Genomic DNA, 16,942 nt, shown 5'->3' on the forward strand with positions numbered 1-16,942 from the left:
GGAGGACTCCAGTTTAATTAGGGGGCCTAAGAGCGGACAAGATTTAATACAAATTATTTGTATTGTTGGTCGGTTGGGAGGCGGAATTAGCAGCGCCTACCTCAACCCTGAATGCGCTAGACCATTCGGGCCAGAACTGCCCCCCGCCAAGCCGCCCCACCGACAAGCGGGCGCTAGGCCACTCGGGCCAGAGGTGCCACCCGCCCGGCCGACCGCCCACGGCAAACGCCGGCCACTAGCCAAGCCGTCCCCGCCCCAGCCCCATCCTACCCCTCATAATACACGCGGAAAATGACGTCCTGGTTGTAGTTGCCGAACCCGGCACCGTACAACGTCATGCCGCCGACATGCACGGCGTCCTCTTCAACGGCAAAGCGCAGCGTCCATTGGTTGCGCTCCAAAGGCAAATCCTCAATTGTCGTGTCGGACATGCGCTCCCCGTCAATGTACGTCCCATCCGGCCCGACGCGGATCACCTTCAAGAACCCGTATTGGTTGATTTCATCCCGCCACCAATCCGGGCTGTACGCCCCTCGGCCCTCGCCGGAATCCCCCGGACTCGTCCAATAGCCGAGATCAACTCCGTTAACGTAAAAACGAATATCGGAAGGCCAATTCCGATTGACCCCCGGCGCCTCCGATCCAATCTCAAGCGCCAGCTCCAGCTCACTCACCCGCTGCGAAGGCAGCAAATAATTGGGCACCTTGTATTCTACGAACCCTTTGCCAAGCCATAAAATATTCGCATGCATCCGCTCCGGATGCAGGAAATAGCGCGGGTCGTCCAGCTGGCCGATCAGCTTCTCGGTGGTCGCTAAGCCGCAGGTCGGATGCACATCGAACTGAGTGTAATGTCCGACGGGAACAGAAACCTCGTGAAACGCGCGAGACTGTCCTTGACGCTGCGGAAGCGAAATCTCAATTCCGTCAACGGCAAGGGAATTGACCTTATGTGTCCCGCCCTCAAGGCGAATCATGTTGGACGTGATAATCCCGGCCTGCTGCAGCTTTTTCACATGCATGGACACGATGGCCGCACTAAGCCCGAGCCGGGCTGCCAAGTCTTTATTGTTCATCGGCTGCTCGGCAAGCAGCTCGATCATTTTTAGCCGAACCTCGCTGGCCAGCGCCTCGTAAAGCGGAAGCCATTTTGGATCAACGGATGATTTTATCATGCTTTTCCCTCCTGTAACTCCATAGAAATAATATAAAGGTAAATTCAAAAAAAACAAACCGGAATCTTGGAAAAGGTATTGTCACGTTCTTCCATTCCTTTTACAATGAAAATGGGTTAATAAAAATCAACACTAATTCATGTAATTATTAATCCAATAAATTGTTTATATTTACTCGTTTCTAAATGTGAGGAGGCAATGACGATGGCAAACCGGCTACTAATCAACACGGACGTAACCAATGGCATCATCGATAAAAACATTTACGGGCATTTTGCCGAGCATCTGGGGCGCTGTATTTACGAGGGGCTGTGGGTGGGAGAGGAGTCGCCGATTCCAAATGTGAACGGCATTCGCAGCGATGTATTGGAAGCGCTTAAAAAGCTGCAAATTCCGGTGCTTCGCTGGCCCGGCGGCTGCTTTGCCGACGAATACCATTGGAAGGACGGCGTCGGTCCGCGCGAATCGCGTAAGCGGATGGTCAATACGCACTGGGGCGGCGTGGTGGAGAACAATCATTTTGGCACGCATGAGTTTTTGATGCTTTGCGAACTGCTGGGCTGCGAGCCATACATATCCGGTAATGTCGGCAGCGGCACGGTGCAGGAGATGTCGGAGTGGGTGGAATACATGACGTTTGACGGCGTGTCACCAATGGCGGAATGGCGCAGGCAAAATGGCCGCGAGGAGTCATGGCCGCTCAAATATTTTGGCGTAGGGAACGAAAATTGGGGCTGCGGGGGCAATATGCGGCCGGAATATTATGCGGATTTATACCGTCAATACCAAACCTATGTACGAAATTATGGCGAGAATCGCATTTACAAAATTGCCTGCGGGCCGAACACGGACGATTACCGCTGGATGGAGGTGCTGATGCGCGAAGCGGGGCGGTTTATGGATGCGATCAGCCTGCATTATTACGCTGTTCCCGGAACGTGGACGAACAAAGGGGCAGCAACCGGATTTACGGAGGAGGAGTGGTTCGATACCTTTGTGAAGGCAACGTACATGGAGGAGCTCATTACGAAGCATTCCGCAATTATGGACCGGTATGACCCGGAGAAACGCGTTGCGCTCATCGTCGATGAATGGGGCACGTGGTACACCGTTGAACCCGGCACGAATCCCGGCTTCCTCTATCAGCAAAATACGATCCGCGATGCGCTCGTGGCGGGCGTTACGCTGCATATTTTCCACAACCACTGCGACCGGGTGAAAATGGCGAATATTGCGCAGCTTGTGAACGTTCTACAATCGGTGATCCTAACAGAAGGCGAAAAGATGCTGCTTACCCCGACGTATCATGTGTTTGAAATGTTCAAGGTGCATCACGATGCGGAGCTGCTCTGCTCTCATGTTTCCAGTGACAGCTACGAAATGAACGGCCGCAGTTTGCCGAAAACGTCAATGTCCGCATCTAAGGATGCCCAGGGTCGAATCCACGTCAGCCTTTGCAACCTGGATCATCGTGATGGAGCGGAAGTGCTTGTTGATTTGCGGGGCACTGAGGGCGGAAGCTATCAGGTGCACGGCAGGGAGCTGACGGCGGACGCACTGGATGCGCGGAATACGTTTGAACAGCCGGAGGCGGTGAAGCCGTCTGAGTTTCAATCCTTTGCTTGGGAAAATGGCCGGCTTAGGGTAACTCTTTCGCCTAGATCAGTCACCGTGCTGGAGCTGGTGTGTGAATGAGCGCGGGTTATGGACAGAGAGGCAGGGCTGCAAGGGCTGCGACGACCGGTATCGCGTGACGGATCAAAGCATTGCACGGCTCGTTGCAGCGGTGGATATGGACCCTGAAAATTGTGTGCCTGGTGAGGAATACGAGCGAAGGCTTGCGGTTTGCGAAAGCTGCATGAAACTCTCTGACGGGATCACCTGCAGCGTTTGCGGCTGTATTATCCGCGTTCGAGCAAAGCTGAGGAGCCGCGGCTGTCCAAACCCGTCCGGCGATCTTTGGCGCCCTGCGATAGCAGAGTAAGGTGCGGCGCATTGATTTACCCGCGGCCCAGCACACCTAAGACATTGTTTCCGGGATGGTGGAAATGCCTAAACGTTAGCGGTGATGCTTGGGACAGTGTTGGCATGTGCTGGTGTGTAGTGCGAACGAGGCAATGAGGAGGGGCAGTGATGACGGTACGAAGCCTGGCGCGGCAGTTATCCGGGAAATCCATTATCCGGACGATGCTGTTTTCGTATCTTGGCGTGAATCTGCTCCTCCTTTTTGCGCTTGGCTTTGTCGCCATCCGCGACTCGTCTTCCACTATGACAAAGCAAATAACGGCAGCCCGCAACGAGGTAATGGAGCAAGCGGCACGGGGCTTTGATCTCCACTTGGAGGAAGTGAAGCGGCCGCTGATCCAATATGCTGTGCATCATTCCGTGGTTACGCTGATGAGCCGTGCGGGGAGCATGAGCGTCGAGGAGCGGATACGTCACGAACGCAGCATCGGCGAGCTTTCTGCAGGGGTGACGTCCCTTCAATCCTTGATCAGTGATGTTCTCATCCTGGGCAGCAACGGTTATGTAAACAACCTCGATAATCGTAAATCGCTGCATTGGAATTACCCGTTTCAGGAGCAGTCCTGGTTTCGCGAAGCAGTTTCATCGATACCTAGTAAAGGGTTTATTCCGCTGTCGCTGCATATACAGGATTACTATGTAGACACTTACTTGTCCAAACAAAATCAACCGACGCTATCCATCTCTATCCCGGTAAAAGGATACAGCCAGCAGGTGATCGGAACAGTCATTGCCAATTTGGATTTGCAAAAGGTGAATGCGCTGTTTGAGAGGGATCGCCGGATCGGCGATGAAACTACGTTTATGCTGGATAAGGAGCATGTCGTAATCGCACACCCTAATCCGCAAAAAATAGGCTCAACACTGCGTTTTGCAGGTGATGAGAATGTATTTGCGAAGATGTCGGGAAGCTTTGTTTCGGAAATGGAGGGGCAGGAGACCCTGATCTTATTTCACCCGTCGTCGCTGGAAGGATTGCGGCTTGTTTCCACGGTTCCCATGGAACAAATCCGCGCACAAACGGGGCCGCTCAAAGCGAAATTGGCCCAATTTTTATACCTGTGCCTTCTATTAAACACCCTCCTGTCCGTTATGATTACGGTGCGGATTACTAAGCCGTTCAGCCGTCTGCTGCATGCGATTGACAGACTTGGCGAGGACAGCTTGTATGTCGTTCCCAAGCGGTACCGTTACCGTGAGCTCAACTTAATCGGTAATAAATTCAAAGAGCTCGTCGGGCGGATTGAACAGCTTGTGAAGCAAAATTACGTATCGCAGATTGCCGTGCGGGATGCTCGACTCAAAGCACTGCAAGCGCAGATGAATCCGCATTTCTTATTTAATACGCTGCAGCTGCTGCAAACGGAAATTGTTTGCGGCAGTGCGGAGCAATCCAATCAGCTTTTGTTATCGCTAAGCAATTTGCTGCGTTATTCTTTGCATGCCGGAGATCCATTGGTGATGCTGTCGGAAGAGCTGCGAAACGCGGAGGATTATTTATTCATCATGAACAAAACCTTCGACGAAAGGATCTCTATTCAGGTCGATGTCGAGGACCCTGCGGCCCTGCGCTGTCATGCGGTGAAGCTGATGCTTCAGCCGGTGCTGGAAAATGCGTTAATACACGCCTTTCGTGAAAATCCACGCGAGGCTGCGATCCGAATTTCGGTGTCCAAGGGGCGAAAAGGAGTGCTGGTCGCGATCGCGGATAACGGTGCCGGGATCGAGAAAGGGCGTCTCGCTTGGCTGAAAGCTCGTCTTCGTGCAGTGGAAACGGACCAGGATAAGCTGGACCCGGTATATGAATGGAATTCCCAACGCGATAAGGGGGGTCGCAGGATTGGAGAAGCGGATGCTGGCGAGGCGGGGGGAGCTGTTTGGGGAGGTGCGCCGCCCGCGACAGGTACCGCTTCGGAAGTGCCTGAGCAGCCCGCGACAGGTACCGCCGCGGAAGTGCCCGCGCCGCCCGCGGCAGGCACCGCTTCGGAAGTGCCCGCACGGCCCGCCACGGACGCCGCAGCACAAGGCACCTCGCTTCGCGAGAGCATCGGCCTCGCCAACGTCCATCAGCGAATACAGCTGCACTTTGGGGCCAGCTATGGGGTACGCGTTAGAAGCCGGCAAGGCCGGGGAACGATCGTATATCTTCTTCTGCCCCATCCCGCGCTTACCCATGAGGAGGGATGCTCATGAAGCTGATCATAGCCGACGACCAAACGTCTATTCACCGTTTTCTCCATAAAATGATAGAGTGGCACACACTCGGAATTACCGAGGTGCGAAGCGCCTTCACCGGCAAGGAGGCGGCCGAAATGACCGAGTCCTGGGAGGCGGACATTTTACTGATCGACATCCGGATGCCGGAATGGGACGGAATCGAGGCGCTGCGGCAAATCGGAGAACGGCTGGGGCGCAAGCCGAAGGTGCTTATTCTAAGCGCATACGACGAATTCGCTTATGCGCGGGATGCGCTGGCGCTCGGCGTTTCGCAATATTTGCTGAAGCCGATCGATACGGTACAGCTGAAGGAGGCGCTGCAAAGGCTGACCGCAGAAATTCAAGCGGAATGCGGGCAGGCCCTTACGCAAGAGCTGGAGCTGGCGGCGTTGGAGAGCCGCAGGGCCACCGCCGCTCTCACCACCCCCAGCGCAGCCGCTGAATGTTTTCCTGAGCTCCAGCGTGCCTTCCGAGTGTTTGGCATTCACGGTTTCGCCGTTATCGCCGTTCGAAGCTGTCAGGAGAACGGGCTCGCTGCAGAGTTGTTTTCTTTCCTCACAGCGGATCATTTTCTCATCCTAGCATCGATTGACCGGCGTGACGGTGAGGGCGGAGCCATTGTTTTGTTAGGCTTTCGCGAACCCGACGTCACAATAGATCACTTGACGCAGGCGTGGCTGCATGGGGCTTCACACAGTGAAGAAAGGCATGATTATCCCCCCGCTGTACTCGGTATCAGCTCCTTGACCGCCAACTCCGATGAGCTGCCGAACAAGATAAATGAAAGCCTTCTAGCGCTCCAAGCCACCTTTTACCACAGCGAAAAAATGGTGTTTACATACGAAGAAGCTCGTCTTTCGAGCCGCCGGACAGGCTGGAACGAAAATGAAAATCGTGGGAATGCCATCGATCCCGGAATCCTCCTTACGCTTGAGGAACACATTCGCAGAGGGTACGATTACGCAGCATTGCAGAGCGGAATATCGAAGCTGTTTGCACATATTCGGGAACAAAAGCCCGAGCCGCAAAAGGTGTATGAGGCGGTGTACCGGATTTTACTGGTCGGCTCGTCCATGTTCGAACGCAGGCAGCGTGAAGGCGGAGGGCAGCAGGCCCAGCTTCCCTTCGGAGGGGCTGAGGACCTGCTTTACTTAAAGCGGAGCTTTCGGACGCTGCCAGAGCTGGAGCATTTCCTTCATTCCATGCTGCCTAGGTATGTCGGAGCTGCATTCCCCCGCGAGGCATCGGATCGAGGAACGGCTCCCAGCCAAGTTATCCGCACGATTAAATGCTACGTTGATGAGCATTTTGATGCCGATCTTAGTTTGCAAGCCGTCTCCGACCGTTTCGCAATTGATAAGTATCGGCTGAGCCGTGAGTTTAAAGCCGCATTCGACGAAAATTATTGGACTTATGTTACCAGAGTTCGTATGGAACGGGCGGCCGCCTTTCTGCGGGAAACCGACTGGAAAATTAGTACGATTGCCGAGCGGGCTGGGTACTGGGATGAGAGCCATTTTAGCCGGACGTTCAAAAAGGTTTATCGAGTATCGCCCAAGGAATACCGCTGCAGCAACAATTGACAAGTCGAGACGCAACAATATGCATTCAGAACGAAAGTAAAAGTCAATATACTCCTATATGTAAGTGCTTACAATTCCAATTATTAGGAGGAGACTTGATGAGGTTGAAGAGCAGAATCTGGATGTCTATATGCATGGTATTAACGGTTTGTCTTGCAGTAGTTGGCTGCAGCACCCCGGCTGGAACGGGGCCTGAGGGAGAGGACTCCAAGCCAAAGGGCGGCGATAAGGTGAAGCTCAGCATTCTTTCCTGGAACAATGAGAAAGAAATGACGCCGGTGATTCAGGGCTTCCAGGCGAAATATCCGAATATCTCCTTCGACTTTCAGCACGCGCCGCCGGTTAAAGATTACATCGCGAAGCTGCAGACGATGCTGCTCTCCGACTCGGCAACGGATATTTTTATTATCGCGGCGGAAAACCGCAACGAAATTATTGACGGAGGCTACGCGATCGATTTAACGGATCAGCCGTTTATGTCGGCTATGATTGAGAGCAACAAGCCGATGCTCAGTAAAGACGGCCGAACGTATGCCTTCACGCAAACGGGCTGGGCAGGCGGCCTTTACTACAACAAAGAGCTGTTTGCGAAAGCGGGTATCGATAAGCTGCCTGAGACATGGGAGCAGTTCATCGAGGTTTGCTTAAAGCTGAAGGCGGCGGGTATACAGCCTCTTTACGATAACATGCAGGATGTAACGACCATTCACAACACACTCTTTGCCAATCTGACTTATTCGAAGGACCCGAAATTTGATGAAAAGCTGTTTAAAGGGGAAAAAACGTTTGCCGATGGTTGGGGTGAGGTATTTAAGCTGTGGAAGCGGGATTTGATCGATAATGAAATCTTAACCGCGGATATGATCGGACTGACCAACGATCAAATCGTCAATGAGTTTGCTCTCGGCAACGTGGCGATGTTTCCCGGGGGACCGTGGAACATTAATACGCTGGAGGAAACGAACCCGGATTTGCAGTACGGCATGATGGCTGTGCCGGGACCGAACGCGACCGGTGGCAATTATTTTGCGGGGGCTCCGGGGGTAGGCTATGCCGTGAACAGCAAAACGAAGTATAAGAAAGAAGCGCTGCTATTTATTGAGTATTTGGCATCGCCGGAAGGGCTGCAGAAGTTTGAAGAAGGTACAGGAGCAATGATTACCGCGCACGGTTACGAAAGCAAGGTGCATCCGGCAATGGAAAGCGCTTATAAGGACGGCCTGCTGGCCGGCAAGGTGTATTTGCCGATGGTATCGTGGCCCCGTCATCAGGAGGCGCTGCGCAGCCAGTTTGTAATCTCGATACAGGATTTGGCGGTTCATAAGGTAACGCCGGAGCAGGTGTCGGAGGCGCTTGACAAAAAGCTGAAGGAAATGGACAGCAAGTAGGAGGTACGCATGGTGAAATGGAAAAGGCATCTGCAGTATCAGTGGTTTCTGCTGCCGATCCTGCTCATTTATACAGTTTTTACAATCTTTCCGCTGCTCAAGTCTGTGTATCTCAGCTTTACGAACTTCGACGGTTACCAAAAAACCTATGATTTTGTCGGGCTGCAAAACTATGCGCGAATTTTTACCGATAATGCGATCGTTTCCGGCATCAGCTTTACATTGCTCTTTGCGTTCGCGAGCACCTTGGTGATTACGATCCTCGCGATTCCTCTGGCCATCGTCCTGGACCGGAACTTTTATACAAAAAACATCCATCGGGCGATCTTTTTCTTTCCCTCGATACCGAGCGGGCTGCTGCTGGCTTATATTTGGGGCTTTATTTTGGCGCCGATCTCTTCCGGGGTGCTGAATGACGTGCTGCATACACTGTTCGGGATGAAAGCGCAGCCTTGGCTGTCCGATCCTGTGCTGGCGAAGGTGTCAACCGTCATGGTAGCGGCCTGGGCGGCGACCGGCTGGCATGCGGTGCTGTATTTGGCGTTTCTGCAGTCGATTCCTAAGGATTATTATGAAGCGGCCTCGATTGACGGCGCGTCGCGTTTGCAGCAGATACGGTATATCACGCTTCCGCTGCTGGCACCGGCCATGACAGTGAGCGTCATGCTGCTGCTGACCGGCGGCTTTAAAGTTTTTGAAATTCCGTTTGCGCTGACCCGCGGCGGGCCCGGCTTCGAGACGCATACGATTACGCAGGTGATCGTGCTGCGCGGCATCTCTGAAACGCAGTATGGGTTAGCGTCGGCAATGTCGGTAGTCTTTTTCGCCATCGTGCTCGTTATCGCTTGCTTCCAAGTCAAGCTCATGCAAAGACGGGAGGAGCGCATCCAATGACGAATGAGCATAAACGGAGCTGGCTGCTTGATCTTGTCATGCTGCCCATAGGTCTGATCACGTTTTTCCCGTTCTATTATATTCTCATTAATACGTTCAAAACGATGAAGGAAACGGCAGCCTCCCCGCTCCACTTGCCGAAGCAGTGGGTATTCACGAATTATGTCACCGTTTTTCAAGAAACGCCGCTGCTGCGCAGCTTTGGCAATACCCTTACGATCACCGTCATTTCTGTGCTGCTGATGGTGCTGATCGGCGCGATGGCCGCTTACCCGATCGTTTATAACCCGGGCCGGGTAAACCGGATCGTCATGCTATATCTGCTTGCCGGATTTATGATCCCGTTCCAAACGACGCTCATTCCGCTGTTCCAGCTTATGACCGACCTGCAGCTGGTTGATCGGCTATACGGGCTGATTATGCTGTACTTGGGTGGTGCGGTGTTCGTTTTTTTCTTAATGATGGGCTATATGAAAACGATCCCGAGGGAGCTGTCTGAGGCGGCGATTATTGACGGCTGCGGCATCGCGGGCATTTTTTGGAGGATTATCCTTCCGCTGCTGAAGCCGATTACGGTTACGTGCATTATTTTTCAAACGATGTGGATTTGGAACGATTTTTTGGCGCCCATGCTGTTTCTGAATTCTAGGAGCAATGCGACATTAGTGCTGCAAATCTACACGGCGAAGGGCGAGTTTTCCGTCAATTGGCCGATGTTTATGACGCTTACGGTGATTACGCTCGTTCCGATTTTCATATTTTTTATTGTCATGCAGAAGCAAATCGTCAAAGGCATTGTCGGCGGGGCTATTAAAGGCTAACGGAGAAAAGGGTTCGGAAGTAGTTGCAGCGAAGCGCTCGTGGTATGATGGATTGGAGCCAAGCCTTGCCTTGCAAAGATTTGGAAGGCTGAAGGCTGGCTCCAATTCACAGAAGCGAGGGAACATTCATGATTGACCACATTGTATTAGTAAAATTCAGCGAAAGCACTACACAGGAGCAGCTTAACGAGGTTTGCGAACGCTTTAAGGCGTTGAAGCCCCACTTGACGGGCATCGTTGATCTGCAGGCCGGTATCAATTTTTCGGAAAAAAACCAAGGCTACCAAGTAGTGCTGAGCGTTCGGTTCGAAGATCGGGCTGCGCTTGAAGCGTACGGCCCGAATCCGCAGCACCAGGCAGTGGCTGCTTATATCCGCGAAGTCGGCAGAGTAGACAGCATCGTCGTAGACATCGAAGTATAAGGCTCCGGCTTTGCCGCATTCCAATTCATAGGAGTGGTTCGGCTTATGAAAAATTTGTCCATCGGAGCTGCGCAGCACGCTCAGATTACGGACCCATTCTGGTCCCGATATACGTCGCTCGTTTGCGAAACGATAATTCCTTATCAATGGAAAGCGTTAAACGATCAGATTCCGGATGCGGAGCCAAGCTATGCAGTCCGTAACTTTCGCATCGCCGCCGGTCTGGAAGAAGGCGAATTCGGCGGCATGGTGTTTCAGGACAGCGACCCGGCCAAATGGCTGGAGGCGGTTGGTTACAGTCTGCAATCGTATCCCGATCCCCAGCTGGAGCAGATGGCTGATGGGCTGATTGATGTCATCGTATCGGCCCAGCAGGAGGACGGGTACCTGAACACGTACTTTACGATTAAAGAGCCCGGCGCCCGATGGACGAATCTTCATGAATGCCACGAGCTGTACTGCGCCGGCCACCTGATTGAAGCGGCGGTAGCTTATTACGCGGCGACTGGCAAACGCAAGCTGCTTGATGCGATGTGCAAATATGCGGATTACATTGACACGGTGTTTGGAGCGGAGCCGGGCAAGCTGCAGGGCTACGACGGACATCAGGAAATCGAGCTCGCGTTAGTGAAGCTGTATGAGGTGACCGGCGAAAGCAGGTACTTGCGGCTCAGCCAATACTTCATCGACCAGCGCGGCCAAAAGCCGTATTTTTTCGTCGGCGAGTGGAAGGCGCGGGGAGGTATTTCGCATTGGCGCGGCGGTCCGGTGCCCGAGCCGGACATGGAATACGGACAGAGCCATCTGCCCGTAAGAGAGCAGACGGTTGCGGTAGGGCATGCGGTGCGTGCCGTTTATATGTATACGGCGATGGCTGATCTCGCCCGGCTGCAAAATGACGAAGAGCTGCTGAACGCCTGCCGGCGGTTATGGGGCAATATCGTAACGAAGCAGATGTACATCACCGGCGGAATCGGTTCGACGCATCACGGGGAAGCATTTTCCTTCGATTACGATCTGCCGAACGATACCGTCTATGCGGAAACCTGCGCATCGATTGGGCTCGTATTTTTTGCTCAGCGTATGCTGCGGATCGAGCCTAGGCGCGAGTATGCGGATGTGATGGAACGCGCGCTGTACAATTTGGTGCTCGGCAGCATGTCGCTGGACGGAATGCACTACTTTTATGTTAATCCGTTGGAGGTTTGGCCGGAGGCCTGCAGGTATAACCCCGGCAAGCACCATGTTAAACCCGTCCGGCAAAAATGGTTCGGCTGCTCCTGCTGTCCGCCGAACGCAGCGCGCCTGCTCGCATCGTTGGGACAGTATTTGTATACGGTCGTTGATTCGACGCTTTATGTCCACTTATTCATCGGGCATGAAACGAATGTCGATATCGGCGGCAATCGGGTTCGCATCAACCAGCAGTCTGCCCTGCCTTGGCATGGTCAAACTTCGATCACGTTAGGCATGGACAGTGCGCAGCGGTTTACGCTTGCGATGCGCCTGCCTTCCTGGGTAAGCGGCGAAGCGAGGCTGACTGTGAACGGACAGCAGGTTGAGGCAGCCGCTGGAGAAAAGGGATATGTGCAGTTGGACCGGGAATGGGCCGACAGCGACCGGATCGAATGGCAGCTGCCGATGAAGGCGGAGCTGATTGAGGGGCATCCGTCAGTGCGGGCGGTCGCGGGAAAAGCGGCAATCCAGCGCGGGCCGCTGGTCTACTGCTTTGAGGAGCAGGAGAACGGCCGATCGCTATCCGCCTTGACGATTGACTCCCGCTCGGAGCTTACCGAGAAATTTGATCAGCATTTGCTCGGCGGGGTGTGTGTCATCCAGGCCCAAGGCTGGAAGAATCGAAGCGATTCCTGGAACGACGGGCAGCTTTACCGGCCGCTTAAAGCGGAGACCGTATCCGTTACGCTGACTGCCATTCCGTATTTCCTATGGGGCAACCGCGGTGAAGGCGAAATGTCCGTCTGGCTTCGTGTCCGCTAGAGTTAGTGAATCGCTCACCCCATTTTTAAGAGCCGTCTCTTCAAGTAAATGAAGAGAGGGTTCTTTTTTCATTTGAAGCGATGACAAAGCAGGAATTTTATTAAGAATACACCCATAATTTCGACATTTTTTTCTTTTTCGACAGCAGGAATACTGCCAAAAGACACGAATAGTTGAAAGAGATGGAATAGCTGGAAGGACCCATAGAGATGCGGCTGTTTCAGATGTATGATGCATTCGTAGGTAGCGGGAAACGGGAAGAGCTGTGAAATCAATCGGCTGATGGAAGAAAGGGAGATGCGGGAATGGGACAAAAGGTAGTCGTTCTGGGCGGCGGTGTCGCGGGTCTTACAGCGGCGCATGAGCTAATGGAGCGGGGGTTTGAGGTCGAGGTTTACGAATTTAAAATGATTCCCGGCGGCAAGGCAAGAAGCATGCCGTTTACCGGTTCGGGAAAGGATGGGCGTGCGGATTTGCCCGGCGAGCATGGTTTCCGGCTGTTTCCGAAGTTTTATCGTCATGTGATCGACACAATGAAGCGGATCCCGGACGAAAAGGGGACGGTTTTTAACCATTTGGTAGAGGTTCCGCGTCTGGACATCGCAACGACTACCCACCCGCTTGTTGAGCTTGTGGCAAAAATGAACTTTACGATTGAGGATCTTAAGGCTGAAATGCGTGTGCTGTTCGATAACGGATTAGGGCTTAGCGGTGAGGACCTTGATCACTACGTAGCGAAGCTTTGGCAGGTCATGACCAGCTCCGATGAACGGATCGAAAACGAATACCAGGACATTCCTTGGTGGGAGTTTATTGACGCCGACAAATATTCCCCTGCATTCCGCAATGTGTTCGGAAATATTACGAAGACACTCGTCGCCTGTAAGTCAACCCGGGCCAACACGAAGACGGTCGGTACGGTGGCCGCGCAGATGACGATGGATATTCTTACTCCGGGTACGTCCTTTGTACGAATTTTGAACGGTCCGACAAATGACCGCTGGATCAACCCGTGGGTCAGCTTCCTGCGGGCTAACGGTGTGAAGTATTATACCGAGGCGAAGGCGGAGCGTATTCATTATAGCGATGATCGTATCACCGGCGCGGAGGTTTCCATAAAGGGCGGCGAACCGGTTACGGTTACCGGCGATTATTATATTTGCGCTTTTCCTGTTGAGGTTATGGCTGGATTTATTCCTGACGATATGGCGGAGGCCCATCACGATATGGCGAATATTCGCCTGCTGGCGAAGTCGGTCGACTGGATGAACGGCATTCAGTTTTATTTAAAGGAAGATGTGCCGGTTACTCCGGGCCATGTCATGTATTTTGATTCGCCTTGGGCGCTTACGTCGATCTCCCAGCGCCAGTTCTGGCCGGCATTTGACTGGAGCAAGTACGGGGACGGTACGGTCAAGGGCGTTCTGTCGGTTGACATCTCGGATTGGGAAACCGAGGGCGTACTGTTCGGCAAGCCGGCTATGCACTGTACTCCGGAAGAAATTCGCCAGGAGGTTTGGGAGCAGCTCAAGCGCGGCCTGAACGTAGGGCAAGAACTATTGCGGGATGACGTACTGCATTCGTACTTCCTCGATACGGACATTCATTTTGACAACCCGCATGAAACCGTTAATTTGGAGCCGCTGCTCATTAACGAGGTCGGTACGTGGCAGCTGCGCCCGAATGCATATACATCCATCCCGAATTTATTCCTGGCATCGGATTATGTGCGGACGAATACGGATCTTGCCACGATGGAAGGGGCGAACGAGGCGGCTCGCCGCGCGGTTAACGCCATTTTGCATGCGGCTAACTCCAAAGCAAAGCCGTGCAAAATTTGGGAGATGTATCAATACGACGTTCTCGGCATCGATTGGCTTGCTCCTTGGCATGCACATGACCGGCACCGGTTTCATCGGGGCCAGCCGTGGGACGGAAAAATTTTATAAAAACGAGCTTTACATTCAAGGTCCTTCGGGTGCATTTCAGTCCCGGAGGGCTTTTTTTCATTTGCATGCGACCGTCCGTCTTTAAACGATCTTTAGCTCTCTTTAACAGATCTTTAGGTTTCCTTGATTAGGTCTTGAAGTAGGGGCTGTACTATAAAGTCAATAAGATCAGTGAAGGCAAGGGAGCTGGTAGCATGAATTACACTAGATCGCGTCCGGTGATTACAAAAATTGCGGTAAGTCTTTTTGTCGGCGAGGAAACCTTAGTTGCAGTGAAAGACTCCGCTGCTGCTACAGGCTACAGCTGGTCCATTCAGCCAAGTCCTGGAATCGAGGTGGAAAGCGAGTATTACACTTCGAAGGATAGCGGCGGCAAGGAGATGAACGGTGAGTCGCAGCTCCGTGTGTTTCGGATTAAACCCATTCGTGCGGCTGATCCGATTTTTATCGAAAGAATCGAGCTGCTTCCTCCGCAAAAGGGAGAGGGACCTGTGCAGGTCATCGAGGTTTACATCACGACGAACGTCAACGTCTAAGGGACTGCCGCATGAATAGCCGCTTGCTTTTTGATTGCAGCCGGATCATCGGGGCAATTCTTTCCGAGATGAACGGCGAATTGGAAAGGACGAGATCATATTGACACGAGTGATGACGGAGAGTCGGAAAGACCCTGTACAGGAAAGGAAGCAGAAAAATAACTTCAATAAGCTCCCCCGCTTATTCGCTGGAACCGGGATGATAACGGCTGCACTCGGATGGAGTGAGAAGCTGTATGCCAGTATCTGCAGCACGTTTGCCAAGAAGGATGAATTTCTTTCTCTAGAGGAGCAGCAGCGGAAGAAAAAGATCAGCGAGCTCGCTAGGGAATGGCATTCGAAGCCGGATGAGCTGTTTTGGAACGACCTAGCAAATTACGTATCGGACCAAAATAATAAGACGGATCTTACCATCCATGATCAAATCCGGTTCATGAATTTCACGATTGAATTGGTTCCGGAAGAGGTGTGGATTTGGGATAAGGCGAAGCATAAGGCGGATATGGTAGCTCGTTTTATACAGCTTTACAAGGATGGCGGTATGCGAACGGAAGCGATGTACCGCTGTGTGTCTCTAGAGAAGTACGGGGACAAGACGATGCCAAGACATGTAGCTGCGGACGTGCTTCGTTACGCGCTGACCGAAATATTGATTCTGATCGAATAGGGTGAAGCGAAGGAGGTGAGGGGCTTTGTCGGAAACGGTGATCAGCTTGCCGAATCAGACGGTTTTGCAAACCGCGCTTGCAGTGAGCGAAAGCTTAGTCTGGGTTATGCCGCCTCCATGGGGCCTGGCTGAATCAAGACCGCAAACACTACCCGATTTGTTGATCGGCGGTGGAAGCTCGGGATTGCATATGTTGCAAATGGCGATTCATCAAACCGAAAGCTGCATCACGCAGGGAGAGCTTAGCAGCTGGGTGAACGACATTCAAGAGCTGGCAAAGTGGGTGCAGCAGCAAATCGTCCTTCGGGATTTTAATGTCGAGAACAGCAGCTACATAACGGAAAGCTTGCTTCCCGAGCTTCGGCGCATGACCTCTCCCGGAACAGGTACGGTATATACGGCAATTGAGAATATGAAAAAGGAGCCGTTTATTCGTAGAGAAGGCGCATTTGGCGTTCTTGTTTTAGGGGTATCGATGTATTTGCTCGGATTGAAAATGACCGTGCAGCTTGATGCGCAGCTGGCCGCGAATCATAAGGCGCAAAATGATTTTGAGGGATTTAATTTTTACACCTCTCTATGGGTGGCCGATTATGCAAAGTATGTGATCGCGGTGAACGGCGATGTGAAGACACAGTTTAGCGGCTGGGCCAGTGAAGTCGCACAGCTTGTGAACAAATTCGAATCGAGTCGTCTCTCCCAAATCGGACCGGTTCAGCAAAAGCCCTCGGGTGTATGGGGATTTACGGATCACGGTGTACAGGGGAAGGAGACGTTCATCCCCGAGCCGGCTTATGAGCAGGCGGCCAAAAGACGCGCCGACTATGCCAAAGGAATTGCAGTTGAACTGGATGAAACGTATGGCGTGGCGGTGAAAACGTTGAAAGCATGGCTGTCCGCTGTGAAACAGTGGGACGAGCGTTTGCCGCCGACGCGGCCCAAGCTTGCGCCTGCCATCGACGCCGGCAGCCGGCAAGCGTTCGAGCCCCATGGGCCGAATTGGGTCGAAGGCAATGCCGTTAGCTATGCCGTTGCCTTTGTAAACGGCAGGGGCCCATCTCCGCCTGGACCGTGGTCTTCCCCGGCACAAATTAACGCGCGGGCGTTTCCTACGGTTACAAACATTCCGGTAGACCCGCTGCAGCTAACGACGGAGCGTTGGATTTACCGGAAATTTGCGAAACGCTCCGGCCACGTCCAGCTGGTGAAAATTGTTCCCGACAATACGACCACCTCTTTCATCGATACGAAAGAGTAAGAATAGAAT

Annotated in this window: 14 protein-coding genes; 13 read left to right on the forward strand and 1 reads right to left on the reverse strand. The window is 52.9% G+C overall.

Annotated elements, in window-relative coordinates:
• Window positions 1-266 precede the first annotated feature (266 nt).
• Window positions 267-1,175 carry an ArsR/SmtB family transcription factor gene (locus GQS10_RS18440; RefSeq protein ID WP_166244973.1) on the reverse strand — a complete coding sequence of 303 codons (909 nt, stop codon included), beginning with the start codon at window positions 1,173-1,175 and terminating at the stop codon, window positions 267-269.
• Window positions 1,176-1,379: 204 nt separating this feature from the next.
• Between GQS10_RS18440 and GQS10_RS18445 the strand changes: the two genes are divergently transcribed.
• From GQS10_RS18445 to GQS10_RS18510, 13 genes are all read left to right on the forward strand, one after another.
• Window positions 1,380-2,870 (forward strand): alpha-N-arabinofuranosidase, encoded by a 1,491-nt coding sequence (locus GQS10_RS18445; RefSeq protein WP_166244975.1) that lies wholly within the window; start codon window positions 1,380-1,382, stop codon window positions 2,868-2,870.
• Entirely contained in the window at window positions 2,863-3,159 is a 297-nt protein-coding gene (locus GQS10_RS23305; protein ID WP_166244977.1) for a DUF6171 family protein, read from the forward strand. Before GQS10_RS18445 ends, GQS10_RS23305 begins: the two co-directional genes overlap by 8 nt.
• Before the next feature lie 149 nt (window positions 3,160-3,308).
• Window positions 3,309-5,393 (forward strand): cache domain-containing sensor histidine kinase, encoded by a 2,085-nt coding sequence (locus GQS10_RS18455; protein ID WP_166244979.1) that lies wholly within the window; start codon window positions 3,309-3,311, stop codon window positions 5,391-5,393.
• Window positions 5,390-7,000: a response regulator transcription factor gene (locus GQS10_RS23310; RefSeq protein ID WP_243735261.1), complete on the forward strand. Its 1,611-nt coding sequence runs from the start codon at window positions 5,390-5,392 to the stop codon at window positions 6,998-7,000. Before GQS10_RS18455 ends, GQS10_RS23310 begins: the two co-directional genes overlap by 4 nt.
• Before the next feature lie 98 nt (window positions 7,001-7,098).
• Entirely contained in the window at window positions 7,099-8,388 is a 1,290-nt protein-coding gene (locus GQS10_RS18470) for an ABC transporter substrate-binding protein (protein WP_166244981.1), read from the forward strand.
• Window positions 8,389-8,397: 9 nt separating this feature from the next.
• A complete protein-coding gene (locus GQS10_RS18475; RefSeq protein WP_166244983.1) occupies window positions 8,398-9,282 on the forward strand; it encodes a carbohydrate ABC transporter permease in 885 nt (294 codons plus the stop codon).
• On the forward strand, window positions 9,279-10,103 hold the full coding sequence (locus GQS10_RS18480) for a carbohydrate ABC transporter permease (RefSeq protein ID WP_166244985.1): 825 nt from the start codon (window positions 9,279-9,281) through the stop codon (window positions 10,101-10,103). Before GQS10_RS18475 ends, GQS10_RS18480 begins: the two co-directional genes overlap by 4 nt.
• Window positions 10,104-10,231: 128 nt before the next feature.
• Complete coding sequence (locus GQS10_RS18485) at window positions 10,232-10,525, forward strand: Dabb family protein (protein ID WP_166244987.1); 294 nt, start codon at window positions 10,232-10,234, stop codon at window positions 10,523-10,525.
• Between the two features lie 45 nt (window positions 10,526-10,570).
• Window positions 10,571-12,523, forward strand: coding sequence for a glycoside hydrolase family 127 protein (locus tag GQS10_RS18490; protein ID WP_166244989.1), 1,953 nt, complete (start codon window positions 10,571-10,573; stop codon window positions 12,521-12,523).
• Window positions 12,524-12,828: 305 nt separating this feature from the next.
• Window positions 12,829-14,472, forward strand: coding sequence for a hydroxysqualene dehydroxylase (locus GQS10_RS18495; protein WP_166244991.1), 1,644 nt, complete (start codon window positions 12,829-12,831; stop codon window positions 14,470-14,472).
• 194 nt (window positions 14,473-14,666) lie between these two features.
• Complete coding sequence (locus GQS10_RS18500) at window positions 14,667-15,008, forward strand: hypothetical protein (protein ID WP_166244993.1); 342 nt, start codon at window positions 14,667-14,669, stop codon at window positions 15,006-15,008.
• A 100-nt stretch (window positions 15,009-15,108) separates the two neighbouring features.
• A complete protein-coding gene (locus tag GQS10_RS18505; protein ID WP_166244995.1) occupies window positions 15,109-15,675 on the forward strand; it encodes a hypothetical protein in 567 nt (188 codons plus the stop codon).
• Between the two features lie 25 nt (window positions 15,676-15,700).
• Window positions 15,701-16,933, forward strand: a complete 1,233-nt coding sequence (locus GQS10_RS18510; protein ID WP_166244997.1) for a hypothetical protein — start codon at window positions 15,701-15,703, stop codon at window positions 16,931-16,933.
• The last annotated feature ends 9 nt before the right edge of the window (window positions 16,934-16,942 follow it).

Origin of the sequence: Paenibacillus turpanensis (genome assembly GCF_011421635.1) — a bacterium.
Lineage (GTDB): Bacteria > Bacillota > Bacilli > Paenibacillales > YIM-B00363 > Paenibacillus_AK > Paenibacillus_AK turpanensis.

What these genes read in the sequence shown, in the direction of transcription:
- GQS10_RS23310 (WP_243735261.1), top strand. Translation starts at nt 5,390, where the DNA reads ATGAAGCTGATCATAGCCGACGACCAAACGTCTATTCACCGTTTTCTC.
- GQS10_RS18495 (WP_166244991.1), top strand. Translation starts at nt 12,829, where the DNA reads ATGGGACAAAAGGTAGTCGTTCTGGGCGGCGGTGTCGCGGGTCTTACA.
- GQS10_RS18445 (WP_166244975.1), top strand. Translation starts at nt 1,380, where the DNA reads ATGGCAAACCGGCTACTAATCAACACGGACGTAACCAATGGCATCATC.
- GQS10_RS18455 (WP_166244979.1), top strand. Translation starts at nt 3,309, where the DNA reads ATGACGGTACGAAGCCTGGCGCGGCAGTTATCCGGGAAATCCATTATC.
- GQS10_RS18475 (WP_166244983.1), top strand. Translation starts at nt 8,398, where the DNA reads ATGGTGAAATGGAAAAGGCATCTGCAGTATCAGTGGTTTCTGCTGCCG.
- GQS10_RS18440 (WP_166244973.1), bottom strand. Translation starts at nt 1,175, where the DNA reads ATGATAAAATCATCCGTTGATCCAAAATGGCTTCCGCTTTACGAGGCG.
- GQS10_RS18470 (WP_166244981.1), top strand. Translation starts at nt 7,099, where the DNA reads ATGAGGTTGAAGAGCAGAATCTGGATGTCTATATGCATGGTATTAACG.
- GQS10_RS18500 (WP_166244993.1), top strand. Translation starts at nt 14,667, where the DNA reads ATGAATTACACTAGATCGCGTCCGGTGATTACAAAAATTGCGGTAAGT.
- GQS10_RS18485 (WP_166244987.1), top strand. Translation starts at nt 10,232, where the DNA reads ATGATTGACCACATTGTATTAGTAAAATTCAGCGAAAGCACTACACAG.
- GQS10_RS18480 (WP_166244985.1), top strand. Translation starts at nt 9,279, where the DNA reads ATGACGAATGAGCATAAACGGAGCTGGCTGCTTGATCTTGTCATGCTG.
- GQS10_RS18490 (WP_166244989.1), top strand. Translation starts at nt 10,571, where the DNA reads ATGAAAAATTTGTCCATCGGAGCTGCGCAGCACGCTCAGATTACGGAC.